Source organism: Stenotrophomonas sp. NRRL B-14846, assembly GCF_050473585.1.
GTDB lineage: Bacteria > Pseudomonadota > Gammaproteobacteria > Xanthomonadales > Xanthomonadaceae > Stenotrophomonas.
This window is the reverse complement of record NZ_JBFLUN010000022.1, coordinates 565,719-584,200: the sequence shown is the minus strand read 5'-3', so window position 1 is coordinate 584,200 and position 18,482 is coordinate 565,719. Positions and strand designations below refer to the sequence as shown.

The 18,482-nt window shown below is 68.2% G+C and carries 15 protein-coding genes; 5 read left to right on the top strand and 10 right to left on the bottom strand.

The features are described from left to right. Window positions 1-77 precede the first annotated feature (77 nt). The 4 genes from AB1281_RS04805 to AB1281_RS04790 form a co-directional block, all read right to left on the bottom strand. Entirely contained in the window at window positions 78-800 is a 723-nt protein-coding gene (locus AB1281_RS04805; protein ID WP_005408708.1) for a pseudouridine synthase, read from the bottom strand. 34 nt (window positions 801-834) lie between these two features. Next, window positions 835-2,499 (bottom strand): GGDEF domain-containing protein, encoded by a 1,665-nt coding sequence (locus AB1281_RS04800; protein WP_197586803.1) that lies wholly within the window; start codon window positions 2,497-2,499, stop codon window positions 835-837. A 109-nt stretch (window positions 2,500-2,608) separates the two neighbouring features. Then, window positions 2,609-5,032, bottom strand: coding sequence for a putative bifunctional diguanylate cyclase/phosphodiesterase (locus AB1281_RS04795; RefSeq protein ID WP_430345195.1), 2,424 nt, complete (start codon window positions 5,030-5,032; stop codon window positions 2,609-2,611). Between the two features lie 225 nt (window positions 5,033-5,257). Next, complete coding sequence (locus AB1281_RS04790) at window positions 5,258-7,204, bottom strand: DEAD/DEAH box helicase (RefSeq protein ID WP_075674956.1); 1,947 nt, start codon at window positions 7,202-7,204, stop codon at window positions 5,258-5,260. A gap of 266 nt (window positions 7,205-7,470) precedes the next feature. Here AB1281_RS04790 and AB1281_RS04785 point away from each other — a divergent pair, with 266 nt between their 5' ends. Then, window positions 7,471-7,692 carry an RNA-binding S4 domain-containing protein gene (locus AB1281_RS04785; protein ID WP_430345194.1) on the top strand — a complete coding sequence of 74 codons (222 nt, stop codon included), beginning with the start codon at window positions 7,471-7,473 and terminating at the stop codon, window positions 7,690-7,692. A gap of 11 nt (window positions 7,693-7,703) precedes the next feature. Here AB1281_RS04785 and ubiM read toward each other — a convergent pair whose 3' ends face one another. The 4 genes from ubiM to AB1281_RS04765 form a co-directional block, all read right to left on the bottom strand. Beyond that, entirely contained in the window at window positions 7,704-8,882 is a 1,179-nt protein-coding gene (gene ubiM / locus AB1281_RS04780; RefSeq protein WP_430345193.1) for a 5-demethoxyubiquinol-8 5-hydroxylase UbiM, read from the bottom strand. A 79-nt stretch (window positions 8,883-8,961) separates the two neighbouring features. Then, window positions 8,962-9,351, bottom strand: coding sequence for an MAPEG family protein (locus AB1281_RS04775; RefSeq protein WP_430345192.1), 390 nt, complete (start codon window positions 9,349-9,351; stop codon window positions 8,962-8,964). A gap of 11 nt (window positions 9,352-9,362) precedes the next feature. After that, entirely contained in the window at window positions 9,363-9,908 is a 546-nt protein-coding gene (locus tag AB1281_RS04770) for a DUF4019 domain-containing protein (RefSeq protein WP_075674960.1), read from the bottom strand. Window positions 9,909-9,966: 58 nt separating this feature from the next. Then, entirely contained in the window at window positions 9,967-11,139 is a 1,173-nt protein-coding gene (locus AB1281_RS04765; RefSeq protein WP_430345191.1) for a hypothetical protein, read from the bottom strand. A gap of 434 nt (window positions 11,140-11,573) precedes the next feature. Between AB1281_RS04765 and AB1281_RS04760 the strand changes: the two genes are divergently transcribed. From AB1281_RS04760 to AB1281_RS04750, 3 genes are all read left to right on the top strand, one after another. Further along, window positions 11,574-13,052 carry an AlkA N-terminal domain-containing protein gene (locus tag AB1281_RS04760; protein ID WP_430345190.1) on the top strand — a complete coding sequence of 493 codons (1,479 nt, stop codon included), beginning with the start codon at window positions 11,574-11,576 and terminating at the stop codon, window positions 13,050-13,052. Beyond that, window positions 13,049-13,540 (top strand): methylated-DNA--[protein]-cysteine S-methyltransferase, encoded by a 492-nt coding sequence (locus AB1281_RS04755; protein ID WP_005408696.1) that lies wholly within the window; start codon window positions 13,049-13,051, stop codon window positions 13,538-13,540. Before AB1281_RS04760 ends, AB1281_RS04755 begins: the two co-directional genes overlap by 4 nt. Before the next feature lie 512 nt (window positions 13,541-14,052). Then, on the top strand, window positions 14,053-15,303 hold the full coding sequence (locus AB1281_RS04750) for an ectonucleotide pyrophosphatase/phosphodiesterase (protein WP_430345189.1): 1,251 nt from the start codon (window positions 14,053-14,055) through the stop codon (window positions 15,301-15,303). 131 nt (window positions 15,304-15,434) lie between these two features. Here the strand turns inward: AB1281_RS04750 and AB1281_RS04745 are convergent, their stop codons facing one another. After that, a complete protein-coding gene (locus tag AB1281_RS04745; RefSeq protein ID WP_004150462.1) occupies window positions 15,435-15,614 on the bottom strand; it encodes a 30S ribosomal protein THX in 180 nt (59 codons plus the stop codon). 110 nt (window positions 15,615-15,724) lie between these two features. Then, window positions 15,725-16,138, bottom strand: a complete 414-nt coding sequence (locus AB1281_RS04740) for a MerC domain-containing protein (RefSeq protein WP_008264835.1) — start codon at window positions 16,136-16,138, stop codon at window positions 15,725-15,727. Between the two features lie 135 nt (window positions 16,139-16,273). Between AB1281_RS04740 and AB1281_RS04735 the strand changes: the two genes are divergently transcribed. Then, window positions 16,274-18,478 carry a TonB-dependent receptor gene (locus tag AB1281_RS04735; RefSeq protein WP_075674965.1) on the top strand — a complete coding sequence of 735 codons (2,205 nt, stop codon included), beginning with the start codon at window positions 16,274-16,276 and terminating at the stop codon, window positions 18,476-18,478. Window positions 18,479-18,482: the final 4 nt, after the last annotated feature.

The window sequence follows — 18,482 nt, the reverse complement described above, 5'->3', positions numbered from 1 at the left end:
CACAACGGGTAGTGCCGGCCGCTGGCCGGCATCCCGGGTCCGTCGCACGCCCATTGCAGCCGGCCAGCGGCCGGCCCTTACCAGTCCAGCTGCTTCGGCAGCAGGCCCTGCAGCTCCTGCTCGGTCAGGTTGCGCCACTGGCCCGGCTTCAACGCACCGATCTTGATGTTGTCGATGCGCACGCGGCGCAGCTGGGTCACCCGATAGCCGAACTCGGCCGCCATCAGGCGGATCTGCCGGTTCAGGCCCTGCTGCAGGGTGATGCGGAAACCGAACTTGGCGATGCGCGAGGTCTTGCACGGCAGCGTCATCTGGTCGTGGATGCGGACGCCACGGGCCATGCCACGCAGGAACTCGTCGGTGACCGGCTTGTTCACCGCCACCAGGTACTCCTTCTGGTGGCCGTTCTCGGCACGCAGGATCTGGTTGACGATGTCGCCGTTGCTGGTCATCAGGATCAGGCCTTCGGACTCCTTGTCCAGGCGCCCGATCGGGAAGATGCGCTGTTCATGGCCGACGAAGTCGACGATGTTGCCCTTGACCGAGGTCTCGGTCGTGCAGGTGACGCCGACCGGCTTGTTCAGCGCGATGTAGACGTGGCGGCGGGCACCGGGCTTGCGGGCCACGCGCGCGCGCAGCGGCTGGCCGTCGACCAGCACCTGGTCTTCCTCGCCCACCACCGCGCCAGTGCCGGCCGGGTGGCCGTTGACGGTGACCCGGCGGGCGGCGATCAGGCGATCGGCCTCGCGGCGGGAGCAGAAGCCGGTGTCGGCGATATGTTTGTTGAGTCGGGTGGTCATCGCCCTATTATCCGGCATCGCCGCCCGCAGCGCTTCATGCCAGGCCGGGTGGATCGAGCTCTTCGCCGTCGAATACCCGGTTGCGGCCGGCACGCTTGGCCACGTACATGGCGTGGTCGGCCCGGCGCAACAGCGCAGCCAGGTCGTCCTCGCCCGGCCGCCACTGCGCCAGGCCGATGCTGGCGGTCACCTCCAGGCCGGGCACCTGCAGCACCCGGCCCGCTTCGGTGATGTGCTGGCGCAGGCGATCCAGGCGTGCCGACGCCGCCTCGCGCGGCATGCCCGGCATCAGCAGCAGGAATTCCTCGCCGCCCATCCGCACCACCTGGTCCTGGCTGCGCACCGCAGCACGCAATGCACGAGCCACCGCCACCAGCACCTGGTCGCCCACGGCGTGGCCATGGCGGTCATTGATGTCCTTGAACAGGTCGATGTCGAGGAAGCCGATCACCAGCGGGCCGCGCTCGCGATCGACCCGTTCCAGATGCCGGGCCAGCTGCTGCAGACCGGCACGGCGGTTGGGCAGCCCGGTCAGGCCATCGGTTTCGGCCAGCTGGCGCAGTTCATCGCGCTGCTGGCGCAGGCGTCCCAGCCGCTGGTTCAGCGCATAGGCGGCCATCATCAACAGCCAGGTCACCGAAAGCTGCAGTGCTTCCACGCGGTATTCCAGCAACCACGCAGCGCGGCAGGCATCGGCCAGGATCAGCACCAGCATCGGTGCCAGCGCTGCCAGCCCCGCCTGCGCCCAGCGGTCACCGCGCAGCCGTGCCCATACCCCGACCATCAAGGCCAGGCCACAACCCAGCAGGTAGGACACCTGCAGGCCCTGCGCCACCCAGGCCAGGCTGTTCCACTGCAGCCAGGGCACCCATGCGGCCAGCGCCAGCAGTCCCCACAGCGCCAGCAGCTGCACCGGGCGCGATCGCGGCAGCAGGCGGTCGCCGCCGTTCAGACGCCACAGCGCCGGCAGCACCAATGCCTGCGACGCCGCGGTCAACGACAGCAGCCACCAGGCGCCGCGCTCGCCCACCGGCAGCCACGGCTCCGGGTAGCCGCTGAGGCCACCGAGGATGGCCTGCCACAGCACCAGCACGGTGGTACCGGCGATGTAGACCAGGAAGCTGCGGTCGCGGGTGGTGAGGAAGGCCATCAGGGCCGACAACGCCAGCGCGATCGCCACGGCGATGCAGGCCGCGCGCACCAGCAGGCGGGCGGTATCGTTCTGCTGCACGGGACTGGGCGCCCCCAGCCGCAGGGTCGGTACCCAGCGCGCCTTCAGCGGCGTCTGCCATGACACCAGGAACGGTTCATGGCTGCCCGCCGCCGGCACCGCGACCAGGCCGATGCCTGCGCGGAACCGGGAATCACGGGTACGGGCATCGTGCATGTTGCCGCAGATTTCGCGATCACCGTGCTGCACGCGGACTTCGCCGGCAAACACATTGAACACGTCCAAGGCCTGCGGCTGGCCCGACCAGCCGCCCGCTGGCGCGGACACCTGCACCTGTTGCCGTGGCCCCGCCAGCATCTCCGGCGTGCAAGCGCGATGCGGGGTGGGTTCATCGGTGGCTGCACCGACCAGCAGGTAATCACGCCCGGCTTCGGCTACAGCAGCCGACAGCGGCCACGGCGTTGCCAACCACACCAGCAGCATGACCAGCACCACCCCTGTTCCGTACTGCCACTGCCTGCCGCCCACGCCACGCCCTGTTCCTGCTTACGCCCGCGCCCACTGCGCGTCGCCCCTGGCGGGCATTATCGCAGCCGCAGCGGCGGCGCACGTGTAGACCAAAGTCGCCGACGGGCGTTCAGCCTGCGGCGGGAGGCCCCTTCACCGCCACCAGGCGCACCGGCCTCAGGTCACTCAGGGTCATCCGCTCCAGCGGCTGCGGCCGCTCGACCGCATAGCCCTGCAGGCCCTGCACCCCGAGCCGGGTCAGCGCGGCGGCGACCTCGGCAGTCTCCACCCATTCGGCCACCACCTCCATCTGCAGCTCGCGCCCCAGTTCACTGATCGCGCGCACGGTGGCGTGGCTGACCGGATCGGTATCCATGTCACGCACGAAGGCCCCGTCGATCTTCAGGATGTCGGCCGGCAGCTGGCGCAGGTAGCCGAACGAGGACAGCCCGGAGCCGAAATCGTCCAACGCCATCCGGCAGCCACGCGCCTTCACCGCATCGATGAAGGCGCGTGCCTGGCTGAGGTTGCTGATCGCAGCGGTCTCGGTGATTTCGAAGCACAGCTTGGAGGCCACTGCGCGGTTGCGCTCCAGCAGGTCGCAGACGAAGGCGAGGAAACCCGGCTCGGCGATCGACTGCGCCGAGACGTTGACGTTGCACAGGCCCAGCTGCCGGACGTGTGCCGGGCACACCTGCAGATGCCGGAACAGCAGGCCGAGCACGTGCCGGTCCAGCGCCACGGCCATGCCATAGCGCTCCACCGCCGGCATGAACTGGCCCGGCAGGTGCAGGCTGCCATCGCTGCCACGCATGCGCACCAGCACCTCATAGTGCAGGTACGTGGGATCGCCGACGCGGGCGATGCGCTGCGCATACAGCACCATGCGGTTCTCGGCCATGGCCAGGCTGACGCCCTGCAGGCGTTCGGCCTCCAGGCGCCGTTCCTCCAGCGCCATGCGGTTCTCGTTGAAGCAGTGCACGCGGTTGCGGCCGGCCTGCTTGGCCGCATAGCACGCGCTGTCGGCGGCGCTCATCAGCCAGTTCACATCCGGTGCCTCGGCGCTGACCTCGACCACGCCGATGCTGCAGCTCAGCTGCGGGCTGCCCTCGCTGACCGGGAACGTCGCCTGACCCAGGTTGCGGATCACCCGCTGCAGCACGCGCTTGGCCTCGTCCTGCCCGGCATGGGCAAGGAACACCGCGAACTCGTCCGCGCCCAGCCGGCCCACCCAGTCGCCATCGCGCACCGCCGCCACCAGGTAGTCGGCGAAGCTGCGCAGCATCTGGTCGCCGGCGGCGTGGCCGAAGCTGTCGTTGACCAGCTTGAAATGGTCCAGGTTGATGTAGCACAGCGCGTGCGTGCCGCCCTCGCTGCGCACCTGCAGCAGCGCGCGCTCCAGCAGCCGCTCGATCTCGCGGCGGTTGATCAGGCCGGTCAGCGGATCATGGCTGGCGTGGTGCTCGATCTCGCGCGCCAGTGCATGGTTCTGGCTGACGTCTTCGATGATCGCGAACACCGACAGGCCACCGCCGGTGCTGCGCACGCCGGTGCCGCTCCAGCGGCCCCAGACCAGGCTGCCATCGCGACGGCGGAAGCGCAGTTCGCTCGGCCGCAGCTGGCGGTCCCAATCGATGCGCCCCACCCCATCGATGACCAGTTCGCCGTCCATCAGCAGGTCACCCAGTGACAGCTGCAGCAGCATGTCACGGCGGTGATCGAGGATATCGGCCATCGCCTGGTTGGCCTCGACCACCTTGCCTTCGGTATCGAGCTTGAGCATGCCGACGTTGGCCTGGTAGAACGCAGCGCGGAAACGGCTCTCGTGTTCGGTCAGGTCCTTGCCGACGCGACGCGCCAGCGCAACCGCCATCAGGCTGATCGCCAGCACCGACAGGCCCGCAACCATCAACGTTGCCAGCCTCACCAGCGTCGCCATCCGCAGCAGCGCCTGCGAGAACGCCTGGCTCTGCACCTGCATCCGCCGATCAAGGTCACCCAGATGCTGCAGGTAGCGGTCACGCGCGGCGATCGGCACCGGGCCACTGTCATGCCCCAGCTGCAACTCATCGATCAGGCGCTGCACCGCCATCAGGTCGCCATCGGTCTTCCGCCACAGCGCGGTTGCTTCGCGGAAGGCACCGATATCGCGTGCATAGCGGAACGAGAACACCAGGCGCGGGATATCGGCGCGCGCGTTGCCGCCCTGCAGGAAACCCTGCCTGGCCTTGGCTTCATCCGGCTCGGCCTGTTCCAGCGCCAACCGCGCCTGCAGATCGCCCAACGGCACCTGCAGGGCCTGGCGTGCGTCGTCCAGGTCCTGCGCATCCCCCCGCGCCAGATAGCGGCTGAGTGCGGCGGTCGCATCCTGCTGACCACGCGACCAGTAACCCTGGCCGGCGATCCAGGCGGTGGAGGCCGCCTGCAGTTCCTGGATCAAGGCGGACAGTGCGACCAATCCAATCGCCATGCCCGTCAACAACGCAAATCGCAGTCCCAGGCCGCGGGTCATCGGTACCCGTCGGCTCTGTTGGTCCGTGCCACTCCTACCCATCCCGGATCCCCCCGAATGTGCTGCGGTGACAACCTCCCTTGGAACCGGCTCAGCCTAGGGCCGGCAATGTGTTGACCATGCGAAAAGGGGACGGAGGGGATTAAGTCGTTTTCGGCATAAGCGCGTGGCCTGCCATATACGACTTAATCCCCTCCGTCCCCTTTTCCGGCCCTGGAACGGACAACGCCAGCCCGAAGGCTGGCGTTGTCATGGCTACGTTGCGGCTCAGTAGCTGCGCGGGCCGCGCGGCTTGAAGCCGTCACGACGCGGCGGGCGGCTGTCGCGGTCACCGCCGCGGTCGCCACCGTGGCCACCCGGACCGCCCGGGCCACCGCGACGCGGGCCACCCGGGCCGCCCGGACCACGCTTGTCGAAGCGCGGCTTGAACGGACGCGGGGCCGGGTTGGTGTCTTCACCCGGAGCCAGCGCACGCATCTGCAGCTGCTGGCCCGACACCCAGACCTTCTGCAGGTGCGACAGCACGTCCGGCGGCATCTGTGCCGGCAGGTCCAGCAGCGAGAAGTCATCGTGGATGTCGATGCGGCCGATGAAGCGGCTTTCCAGGCCGGCTTCGTTGGCGATGGCGCCGACGATGTTGGCCGGCTTCACGCCGTGCTGGTGGCCGACCGAAATGCGGTAGGTCTCCATGCCCTGCTCCGGCGCACCACGCGGCGGAACCTCGCGGCGCGGACGCTGCTCGAAACCACCTTCGGCGTCGTCGCGACGCGGACCACGCTCGAAGCGCGGACCACGCTCGTTGCGGTCGAAGCGATCGCCACGTTCCGGGCGGTCACCACGGTCGAAGCGTTCGCGCGGTGCACGCTCTTCACGCGGCGCACGCACCGGGGGCTGCAGCAGGAACGGGGTGTCACCCTGCAGCATCTTGGCCAGCGCGGCAGCCACTTCGATGGCCGGCACGTTCTGCTCGTTCTCGAAACGCTCCAGCAGCTGGCGGTAGAAGTCCAGGCCACCCGCGCCGAGGGTTTCGCTGATGCGCGAGGTGAACTTGTTGATGCGGGTGTCGTTGACCGCTTCCACGCTCGGCAGCTGCATCTCTTCGATCGGCTGGCGGGTGGCGCGCTCGATCTGGCGCAGCATGCCCTTCTCGCGCGGGGTGGCGAACAGGATCGCCTCGCCGCTGCGGCCGGCACGGCCGGTACGGCCGATGCGGTGCACGTAGCTTTCGGTGTCGTACGGGATGTCGTAGTTCAGCACGTGGCTGATGCGCTCCACGTCCAGGCCGCGGGCAGCCACGTCGGTGGCGACCAGGATGTCCAGCTTGCCTTCCTTCAGCATGGCGATGGTGCGCTCACGCTGGGCCTGCTGCATGTCACCGTTGATGGCGGCAGCGGCCAGGCCACGGGCCTGCAGCTTGCTGGCCAGTTCTTCGGTGCCGGCCTTGGTGCGCGCGAAGATGATCATCGCGTCGAACGGCTCGACTTCCAGGATGCGGGTCAGTGCGTCCAGCTTGTGCATGCCGCTCACCCACCAGTAGCGCTGGCGGATGTTGGCCGAGGTGGTGGTCTTGGCCGCGATGGTCACTTCCACCGGGTCCTGCAGGTAGGTCTGCGCGATGCGGCGGATCTGCGGCGGCATGGTGGCCGAGAACAGGGCCACCTGGCGCTGCTCCGGCAGCTTCTTCAGCACGGCTTCGACGTCGTCGATGAAGCCCATGCGCAGCATTTCATCGGCTTCGTCCAGCACCAGGGTCTTCAGCTCGGACAGGTCCAGGGTGCTGCGGTCCAGGTGGTCGATCACGCGGCCGGGGGTACCGACAACGATATGCACGCCACGACGCAGCGCCGACAGCTGCTGGCCGTACGGCTGGCCGCCGTACACCGGCAGCACGCGGAAACCCGGGATCTTCGACGAATAGGACTGGAACGCCTCGGCAACCTGGATGGCCAGTTCGCGGGTCGGCGCCAGGATCAGGGCCTGGGGCTTGATCTGCTGCAGGTCGATGTTGGACAGTACCGGCAGTGCAAAGGCAGCGGTCTTGCCGGTACCGGTCTGGGCCTGGCCCAGCACGTCGCGGCCTTCCAGCATCGCCGGGATGGTGGCGGCCTGGATCGGCGACGGGGTTTCGTAGCCGATGGCGGTGACCGCCTGCATCACGGGCTCGGACAGGCCGAGCTGCGCAAACTGCAGCGGCGCTTGGGAATCTTGGGACATGGGGAACTCCGAAGGCACTGCCGTCTTCCTGGCAGTGCGATAAAAAAGGGATGGTCCGCGCTTTGGGCGCCCTTCTTATCGCGTGCCCTGGCGCTGCTCGGTCGGAGGAGATTTCACTCGCTCAGAGCGGAATGATACCGCATTGATCCTGAACAACGCATACAGCTTTCCATGCGCGTGCCGTCCTGCCCCGTGCTGGCGCACAATACGCGCCCTCTTTCCGGCCCGGCCGCTGGCCTGCGCCCTCTTCCCAGGAACCCCGCCCCATGCAGATTCTCGAATTCGACCTCGACGGTGACTACGTCGAACTCAAGCAGCTGCTCAAGCTGGCCGACGTGGTCACCAGTGGCGGCGAGGCCAAGATGGTCATCAGCGAGGGCCAGGTACGGGTCGACGGCGAAGTCGAACTGCGCAAGGCCTGCAAGATCCGCGCAGGCCAGGTGGTCGAATTCGCCGACAGCCAGATCCGGGTGCTGGCTGCCGGCTGATCTGAAGCTGTTCAGGCCACGCGCTGGGTGAGGTGCGAGGCGATCAGCTGCCTGAACGGTGCCACGCCCTGCGCCAGGCGCAGGCCGGCCGCACGCAGCAGGCGTGCCGGGCGGCGGTCGTCGGTGTACAGGCTGGCGATCGCATTGGTGGCTTCGTACAACGGACGCGATGCCAGCCGATGACCGCGCTGGTAGCTGGCCAGCATGCCGGCGGCGGCAATGTCGGCGCCACGGCGCTGTTGCGCGACGATGGCCTGCGCCAGCCGCTGTGCGCTGGCCAGGCCCAGGTTGAAGCCATGCGCGGTGACCGGATGCATGCCCACCGCGGCATCACCGATCAGCGCCGAACGCTCGCCGACGAAGCGATGCGCGTACACCCCCACCAGCGGATACGCCTGCGGCGTGGCCACCGGCTGCATCCGGCCCAGGCGGTGTTCGAAGCAGGCACTGATGGCCTCACCGAACGCCACCTCGTCCATCGCCAGCAGCTCTTCGATCTGCCGCGGTGGCAGCGTGATCACCGCCGACGCCTGGCCCTCGTTGAGCGGCAGCAACGCCATGGTGCGGCCGTAGCCGAACCACTCCCACGCGGTGTGGTGATGGTCGCGCTCGACCTGCATGCGGCACACCAGCATCGACTTGCCGAAATCGCGCATCTGCGCACCGATGCCAAGCATGCGGCGAGTGGCGGAGAAGCGGCTGTCGGCGGCGACCAGCAAGCGCGCGTGCAGTTGGCTGCCGTCATCGAGTTTGACCACGTGGCCCTGCGCATCGGCCTGCACGCCCAGCACCTTGCGCCCGTCGAACAGTTCCAGGCCGTCCTGGCCCTGCACGGCATCCCAAGCAGCGCGGCGGATCAGATGATTGGGCACCAGCCAGCCCAGCGGCTGGCCATCGACCTGGCTGCTGGCGAAGGTCAGCGCGAATGGCGATCCGCCGTTCATCACCTTGGCATCGCGCAGTTCAGCTATTTCGGCGTGCGGCAGGCGCTGCCACAACCCCAGCTGTTCCATGCTCTGTCGTGAGGCATGGGTCAACGCGATCTCGCGCCCATCGAAGGCGGCCTCTGCCAGGGCCTGGCGCGGCTGCACTTCAACCAGCCCGACCTGCAGGCCGCTGCCGGCCAGCGCGCGCGCGAAGCACAGACCTGCCGGTCCGGCGCCGACCACCACCACGTCCATCCTGCGCATGCGCGCCTCCCGCCAATGATCCAGTCCGGGCAGCATAGCGCCACGCACCTGACCGGCCTTGATCTGGATCAGGCCCGGCTCACAGCAGTGCGAACACCAGCGCCAGGATCGACAGCAGCGACACCGCCCAGACCAGGCTGCGCACGTAGGGCACGCCTGTGGCATACAGCGGCAGATAGGCCACGCGCGCCCAGAAGTAGGCCTGCGCGGCCAGCGCCGTGGTGTCGTTGCCGCGCCCGGCCAGCACCACCGCGATCGCAGCCGCAGCGAAGAACGGGAAGGTTTCCAGGAAGTTGGCCTGCGCACGCTGCAGGCGACCGGCCAGCGGGCTGACCGGCTTTGCGTCGCCATCCCGTGCCGAGGCATTCCACTTCATCCCGCGCTCGCGGGTGACCACGGTGGAGGTGGCGAAGATGTAGACGAAGCCCAGCAGCACCGACCAGGCCAGCATCGTCAGTTCAGTTGCCATCGTTCATCTCCTCAGGGTGCCGACGCACGCAGGCTGTAACCGGCCAGGCGCCACACCTGGTCTTCGTCGAAACGGAACGACACCAGCTCACGTACCGGCTGCGCGCTGTTGGCGAAACGGGTCGGGAAGCTGACGTTGATGTACAGCCCCTCCGGCACTGCGGCACCGGCGCTGTACTTGACCCGGGTGATGGTCGGCTGGCCACGCCCGGCCAGCGCCCCCAGGCGCGTGCGTTCGGTGGTCAGCTGACTGACGAAGGCGGCCTTCGGTACTGCACGGCGCGCGACGGCGGAGGCGCCATCCCACAATTCGCCGGCGCGGTTGGCATCGACCAGCTGCGCTGCCTTCACCGCGGCGGCGCCCATTTCCGCGTCCTGTTTCTGCACCTGCGCCTGCTGTGCAGCGGTCAACGCAGGGGAACCGGCGGTAGCGGGCTTCGCGGCCGCTGGCGAGGCAGGGGCCGGGCGTGCCGGAGCCGGTGCAGGCGTGGCAGGCGCAGGCGTCTGCGCCAACACGGTCAGGGGCAGCAGGGACAGCAGCAGGAGCACGCGCTTCATGGACACCGCCGGTTCTCGGGAAAGAACCGCAGTCTACGCCAGCGCGGTGAGCCATTCGTCAGCGCGCGTGGGCGCTGCCTTCCACCACTGCGGCGTCGGCCTGCGCGGCCTGCGCGGCCGGCGTGCCGGTTGCGGCCGGGGCCTGTTCGGCCACCGGCGGCGGCTCGGACGGTGCCGGTGGCAGCGTCGCCACATCGATTTCAGACAGCGGGCTCTCTTCCGGGCATACCGCATCCGGGAAGCCGAAGCGCTGCTTCAGGGCCTGGCCACAGCTGTTGATCGATTCCATGTCGGCGCCTTCGCGCTTGCACTGCTGGTCGAAGGCGATCAGGAACGCGTCCTTGCGCTGCACGAAGTCATCGCCGCAGGCGCGCATCTGCTTGATCCGTTCCAGATCGTCCTGCACCGCGTTGGTGCCATCCAGTCCGTACTGGCGCAGCTCATCCGGCGTCAGCAGGCGCAGGCTGCGGTTGGGCACGGTCATCATCAGATCGGCCACGCCCACCGCCACGCCATTGCGCTGCAGATAATCCTTCACGTTGTCGTAGACCTCGTGCAGTTCGCGGTTGAGTTCCGCGCGCGAGGTGGCCTTGGAGCTGATGCGCATCATGCGGTGGATGCCGACCTTGCCCGACAGCAGGCGGTTGTCACCGGCGGCCAGTACGAACACGCAGGCGCTGTGGCAGATCGAGCCTTCGCGCACCCAGATGGTCCAGCCCGATTCACCGATGCTGTCACCGGCGACGATCGCCGACTCCACCTGGCCGCCGCTGGAATCCAGATCGAGGATGCGCTTGTGGATCTTCTGCTCGTCAGCAACCACCGCCAGCCGCCACATCATTTCGGCGAAGCCCGGATTGATCTTGCCGGCGTAACGCACGCGCATCAGGCCACGCTCGGCACACGGCGCCAGGGCCTGGGTGATCTGCTCGCGCTGCAGGCCTTCCAGTTCGACACCGTCGCCGGCATCACCGGCATATTCCGTGCTGCAGCTGACCCAGGCACGACCATTTTCCAACTGCGCCTGCGGCCACGGCCGATCCGCCTGGCTGCGCGGCGGTGCCGGCGGCGGTGGCGCGTCGGCGGCATTGATCGAGACCATGTTCTCGCCATCGCTGGCCGGTGCCCTCGCCGCCTTGTCGGCAGCGGTCACATTGCCCGGATTCTCCAGCTGACTGCAGCCCGCCAGGGCCAGGCACAACAGGGGCAACCAGCGGAATTTGGCGGACATCGGGCAACCGGGATTGATGGGAGCAAGAGCGACAGTCTACCCGTCCAGGCCGCGCATTCAGCGCGTGGCACTGAACCCCTTCTGACCCTTGGGAAAGCGTGTCGACCAAGGTCGACACCTACCAGAGCGGGATGCCCTTCCGGCAGACCGCGGGAAACTGTCGAAGGCGGGGTGGGTCCGGTTGCAGGGGCGTGAGCGCCATGGATGGCGCGACCGAGCTTACATGGACGTACTTGCAGCGTCCCCTGCAACCGGACCCACACCGCCTCCCGCCAGGAAACCAGCTTCTGCTTCTGCCGTTGCTGTTGCCGTTGCCGTTGCCGGCCAGCGGCCGACACTACCGCGGGTGCCGGGTGCAGCCCGGCCTGACCCCCTTCAGCATCCATGTCCGAATATGGCGAGTATTGCCACCCGCACCCGCCTAGACTGGCGCCATGGACACCGCCCTCGCCCTCGACACCGCCGCCTGCGACCGCGCCCGCCTGGCCCGCGACGCACGCTTCGACGGCGTGTTCTTCACCGCCGTGCGCAGCACCGGCATCTATTGCCGCCCGGTCTGCCCGGCACCGCCCCCGAAGCCGCGCAACATCACCTACTACCCGACCGCCGCTGCCGCTGCCGCCGCCGGCTATCGCCCGTGCCTGCGCTGCCGCCCGGAGCTGGCACCACAGGCCCAGCAGGCACTGGCCGGGCAGACCGTGCAGCGCGCCCTCGCCCTGATCCATGGCGGCTTCCTGCAGGAGCAGCCGGTGGCCGATCTTGCAACGAAGCTCGGCCTCAGCGCGCGCCAGCTGCAGCGCCTGTTCGTCGAACACCTGGGCGCGACGCCCGGGCAGATCCATGCCACCCATCGCCTGCTGCTGGCCAAGCAGCTGCTGACCGAAACCACGCTGGCGGTGACCGACGTCGCGCTGGCCGCCGGCTACAACAGCCTGCGCCGTTTCAATACCGCGTTCCTGCAGGGTTGCGGCATGGCGCCCACCGCACTGCGCCGCCAGCATCAACCGCTGGCCGCCGACGATGGCGGCCTGGTGCTGCGCCTGGGCTACCGTCCACCGCTGGACTTCCCGCGCATGCTGGCGTTCCTGCGCAAGCGCAGCCTGCCCGGCATCGAACTGATCGGCGAGGACAGCTACCAGCGCGTGCTGGGCACGCCGGAGCGCCCCACCCTGCTGCGCGTCACTGCAGACCCGAAGCGCCCGGAGCTGCGCCTGCAGCTGGGTGCGGTGGATCCGCGCCTGATCCCGGACATCGTGCGCCGCGTGCGCCGTGTCTTCGACCTTGATGCCGATCTGCAGCAGGTGCATGCCGCGCTCGGCGAGGAGCCGCTGCTGGCGCGTGGCATCACCGAGCGCCCCGGGCTGCGCGTGCCCGGCGGCTGGGATGGCTTCGAGGTCGGCGTGCGTGCGGTGCTCGGCCAGCAGGTCACGGTTGCCGCAGCCACCACCTTCGCGCGGCGGCTGGTCGATGCCTATGGCGCGCACCTGCCGGGCATGCCGTCCGACTTCGATCGCCAGTTCCCGGCACCCGAGGTATTGGCCGAGGCGCCACTGGAATCGATCGGCCTGCCGCGCAGCCGCGCCGCCACCGTGCGCGCATTGGCCACTGCCTGCGCCAATGGCCAGCTCGACTTCGGGCCCGGCCAGGCGCTGGAAGAATTTGTTGCCCGCTGCGTGGCACTGCCCGGCATCGGCCCATGGACCGCGCAGTACATCGCCCTGCGTGGCCTCGGCCAACCCGATGCCTTCCCGGCCGGCGATCTTGTACTGCAGCAGGTGCTCGGCCACGCGCAGGGCCAGCGCCTGAGCGAGCGCGCGACCGAAGCGCGCTCGCAGCCGTGGCGCCCGTGGCGCGCCTATGCCGTGCTGCACCTGTGGCACCTGTCCGGCACTTTCGTTGGAGAACCGACATGACCCTGTTGTTCGATCGTTTCGACAGTCCGATCGGCGTGTTGACCATCGCCGGCGACGAGCGTGGCCTTTCGCATGTGCTGTTCCCGGAGAACCGCCACCCCGCACGCGGGCGCGATGACTGGCACTACGCACCGGATGCATTGCCGGAAGCGCGCGAGCAGCTGCTGCAGTTCCTGCACGGCGAGCGCAACAGCTTTGACCTTGTGCTGGCGCCGCGTGGTACGCCGTTCCAGCTGCGCGTGTGGCAGGCGCTGGCGCTGATTCCGTTCGGCCAGACCTGGAGCTACCTGCAGCTGGCGCAGCATCTGGGACAACCCAGCGCGACCCGCGCGGTGGGCGCGGCCAATGGTCGAAATCCGTTGCCGATCATCCTGCCCTGCCACCGCGTGATCGGCAGCAACGGCGCGCTGACCGGCTTCGGTGGCGGCCTGGAAACCAAGGCCGCGCTGCTGCGACTGGAACAGCGCCAGGCCCCGCTGTTCGCCTGAGAGGGCTGGCCGGGCTGCGCCCGGCACCCGCAGAGGCAACGGCAAGGTCAAGAGCCAATACGGCTCCGATTTTCTACGCGTTGGGCGGGGCGGTATGGGTGGGCAGGACACGCCGTAAACCCCCCTCCGGGGTCCGGCCCAGCCGCTGGCGGCTGTGCGTTCGGGCGCTTGCGAAGCAGTGCTTCGCAAGCAAAGCGCCCTCACCCTTGGGGGCTTGGCCGCGGCATCCATGCCGCGGACACCCCCGCAACCGGACCCACCCCGCCTTCGACAGGTTCCTGCGATCTGCCGGGACGGCGTACTGCGCGGCCGCTGGTAGGTGTCGACCTTGGTCGACACGTTGGATCCACGCCATGCGTGGATGGAGACATCTGGAATCTGTCTGGTGGAAAGCCCCCTTGTTGTTCAAGGGGGCGCGCCGACGGCGCGGGGATAAGGAAAAATGCGCGGACACGGCGCGCGATAGCGCGGCGTGTCTTTGGTACGTCATTGCACCGGCTTATCATGAGCAGATGACTTCCGTACGCCTGACCTGTTCGCTGGCGCTGCTGCTGCCATTGGCTGCCTGCACCACTGCGCCCGCCCCTACCGCCTCCGTTCCCACATCCGTCGCTGCGGCTACGCCGCCGAAGCTGCTGCTGATCTCCATCGACGGCCTGCGCGCCGATGCGCTGGACCGCGGGCTGACCCCGAACCTGCAGCGGATGATCGACGGCGGCGTGCGCGCCCGCTGGATGACGCCGTCCTATCCTTCCCTGACCTTCCCCAACCACTACACGATCGTCACCGGCCTGCGTCCGGATCACCACGGCATCGTCAACAACAGCATGGACGACGCAGCCCTCGGCCGCTTCGAACTGGGCAACCGTGAAGCGGTGACCGACAGCCGCTGGTGGGGGGGTGAACCAATCTGGGTCGGCGCGGAAAATGCCGGCGTGCGCACCGCCACCACGTCGTGGCCGGGCAGTGAATCGGAAATCCGGGGTGTGCGCCCCAGCCAGTGGCGCGTCTACGACGGCAAGGAACCGCTGGAGCAGCGCGCGGGCATCGTGCTCGACTGGCTGGCACAGACCGATGCCGATGCTCCCCGCCTGACCACGCTGTACATGGAGCACGTGGACAAGGCCGGCCACAACTACGGCCCCGGGTCGAAGCAGTACGCCGACGCGATCGTACGCGCCGATCTGATCGTCGGCCAGGTGCTCGACGGCCTGCAGCAACGCGGCCTGGCCGCCACCACCAATGTGATCGTGGTATCCGACCACGGCATGGCATCGGTGCCGGAAAGCCAGGTGATTTCCACCGAATCGATGGTCGATCCGGCCATCGCACGCAATGTCAGCCAGGGCCAGTCGGTGGGCTTCGCGCCAGTGGCCGGTCGTGAGGCGGAGGCCGAACGGGCCCTGCTCGGCCGCCACGCGCACTACGAGTGCTGGAAGAAGGAGAACCTGCCGGCACGCTGGCACTACGGCACCCACCCGCGCATTCCGGCCATCATCTGCAACATGGATGAAGGCTGGGACGCGCTGCACCAGCAGAAGCTCGCCAAGCGCGTCCACCAGGACCGGGGCTCGCACGGTTACGACAATGCCCTGCCGTCGATGCGTGCGGTGTTCGTGGCCAGTGGCCCATCGTTCCGCCAGGGCCTGGTGATCGACGGCTTCGACAATGTCGACGTCTATCCGCTGCTGGCCCACCTGCTGCAGATTCCGGCCGCGCCGAACGACGGCAATGCGGAGACGCTGAAGAAGACGCTGCGCTGACGCTCCTGTAGAGCCGAGCCCATGCTCGGCTGCATTGCGCCAGCCGAGCATGGGCTCGGCTCTACAAGAACGTGCATAAAAAAACGCGGCGCCAGGCGCCGCGTTTTCCTTGGACCGGTCGGTCGGCCGGATCAGGCCTTGGCGACGGCCTTCTTCGCCACAGCCTTCTTCGCCGGAGCCTTGGCCACGGTCTTCTTGGCAACCGGGGCGGCGGCGCCTACGGCGACCTTGCTCGCGGTGTGCGAACGGGCGTTGCCGTAGCTGGCGTTGTAGCGCTTGCCCTTGGCGGTCTTGCGGTCACCCTTACCCATGTCTTCAACTCCTCAAGTGTGAAATCTGGTTACCCCGTACTGACACGGGTTCGGCGGGGCCGCCTTGCTGGGCGCCCCCGCGCACGATCGGAAATCCTATCACGGCGGGGCTAGTGCGCGCAGCTCGCGTCGTGCACGTGGCCGTGGTTGAGGCGCAGGTTGACCAGGTGGGCAACGCCCACCAGCAGGCCGCCGATGGTCATCACCACCGCATGTGGCACCGCGTTGTGGTGCAGCGGGTCGTACAGCACGCCGGCCCACAGCGCGACCAGGCCGGGGATCAGGAAGCCGAGCGCGCGCAGCGCACCGTGGCGGCGATAGCCCCAGACCAGGCTGAACAGCCCGAGCAGGGTCACGAACACCACCAGCGCCTGTTCCACGCCATCGCTCAGCCAGAACGACAGGCCCAGCGACGGCGCCGCCGCCAGCAGCACGGGGATCACCGCGCAATGCACTGCGCACAGCATCGAACCAGTGGCACCGAAACGGTCGAGCAGGTGGCGCAGGCGTGAGGACAGGGACATGACTTCCAGCAGGGTCGGCGAATCGTTATGGAATAATATAACATCCCTCTCCGACCCGCACGGTTTCCCTCCCCCTGTCCCATCGACGGGATTCGTGCGCCCCGCGATTGATACATTGTAACAAAGGACCTGCCCATGCCCGCCCACACTCCTCGGCTCAAGCCGCATTCCCTGGCCCTGGCCCTCGCTGCCCTGCTGCCGTCCGTCGCCTTTGCAGCCGGCCAGGACACCTCCCATCGTGACCGCCACCTGACCGAGCTGTCGTCGGTGCAGGTCACCGCGTCGCCGCTGCAGGGCGATGCCGAATCCCTGGCGCGCCCGGTGGACGTGCTGGCCGGTGAGCGCCTGGACGAGCAGAAGGCCGGCACCCTGGGCGATACCGTGGCCAAGCTGCCCGGCGTGCAGAGCACCTTCTTCGGCCCTGGCGTCGGCCGCCCGATCATCCGCGGCCAGGAAGGCCCGCGCGTGGCCGTGCTGTCCAACGGCATGGGCAACATGGATGCCTCCACGGTCAGCGCCGACCATGCCACCAGCATCGAGCCGTTCCTGGCCGACCAGATCGAAGTGCTGAAGGGTCCGGCCACGCTGCTGTTCGGCAGCGGCGCCATCGGTGGTGCGGTCAATGTGGTCGATGGCCGCATCGCGCGCGAACTGCCGGAGCGCCCGCTCAGCGGCCGCGCCGAGCTGCGTGGCAATTCGGTGAACAACGAACGCAGCGGCATGTTCCGCCTCGACGGTGTCAGCGGCAATGTCGTGCTGCACGTGGATGGCCTGGTGCGCAATGGCGACGACTACCGCATTCCCGGCTACGCGGTGATCGACAGCCTTGAAGACCACCATGACCACGATCACGACCATGATGCGGCCGAGGGCGAAGAGCCGCGCCGGGGCCGCCTCGACAACAGTTCGATCCGCACCCGCGCCGGTGGCGTCGGCGCAACCTGGCTGGGCGACGGCGGCTACTTCGGTGTGTCGGCCAGCACCTACCGCACCAACTACGGCATTCCCAATGGCGCGCACGTGCATGCCGATGGTGATGATCATGGCCATGACCACGGCCACGACCATGGCGATGAAGAGGAAGGCGGCGACGAGCATGATGTGCGCATCGACATGGTGCAGAACCGCTTCGAGACCAAGGCCGGCATCTACAACCCCGTCTCGTTCCTGAAGAACATCAACGCACGCGTGGCCTACACCGACTACGAGCACGTGGAGCTGGAGGCCGGCACGCCGTCCACCCGCTTCACCAACCGTGGCATCGAGGCGCGCCTGGAAGCCGTGCAGCAGCAGATCGGCGGCTGGGACGGTGCCTTCGGCCTGCAGTTCGGCAACAGTGATTTCGGCGCCAAGGGCGAAGAGGCGTTCGTGCCGGATACCGGCACGAAGAACATCGGCCTGTTCGTGCTGCAGGAGAAGCAGTTCGGCCCGTTCAAGCTGGAACTGGGCGGCCGCCACGACCAGGTCAAGCTGGACCCGACCGGTGACTACCGACGCCGCACCTTCGGCGCCACCAACCTCTCTGCCGCCGGCATCTGGAAGCTCAACGACGCCGTTGACCTGCGCATCGGCGTAGACAGCTCCGAGCGTGCACCGACCAACGAAGAGCTGTATGCCGCCGGCGCGCACATCGCCACCCGCTCTCTGGAAATCGGCGACGCCAACCTGAAGACCGAGCGCGGCCAGCGCATCGAGCTGGGCATCCATACCCACAGTGATCGCCTGGACTTCTCCGCGTCGGTCTACCAGACCAAATTCAAGGACTTCATCTACCTGGCCGACACCGGCGTCACCGAGGGCCTGCCGGTCCGAGCCTGGACCCAGCAGGACGCGGTGTTCCGCGGCGCCGAGGCCGAAGCACTGGTGCACCTGTTCGAAGGCGGCGCCGGTGACTGGGACCTGCGCCTGTTCGGCGACTACGTGAAGGCCAAGCTGGATGGCAGCGGCAGCCGCAACCTGGACATCGCCGTGCCGCACGGCGACCACAACCACAACTACTCGGTGGAACTGGCCAATACCGGCTACCTGCCGCGCATCGCTCCGGCCCGCGTCGGCGCCGACCTGCGCTGGTCGAAGGACGGCTGGCGCGCCTCGGTCGGTGCGGTGCGTTACAGCCGCCAGAAGGACGTCGCCCAGAACGAGGAACCGAGCAACGGCTACACCCTGGTCGATGCGCACCTGGCCTACCGCTGGGATCGCAACGCCAGCAACAGCTACGAGGTGTTCCTGGATGGCAGCAACCTGACCAACCGCGAAGTGCGCCCGCATACCTCGCTGCTGCGCGACTACTCGCCGCTGCCGGGTCGTGGCGTCGCTTTCGGCATCCGCGCGTTCTTCTGACTCT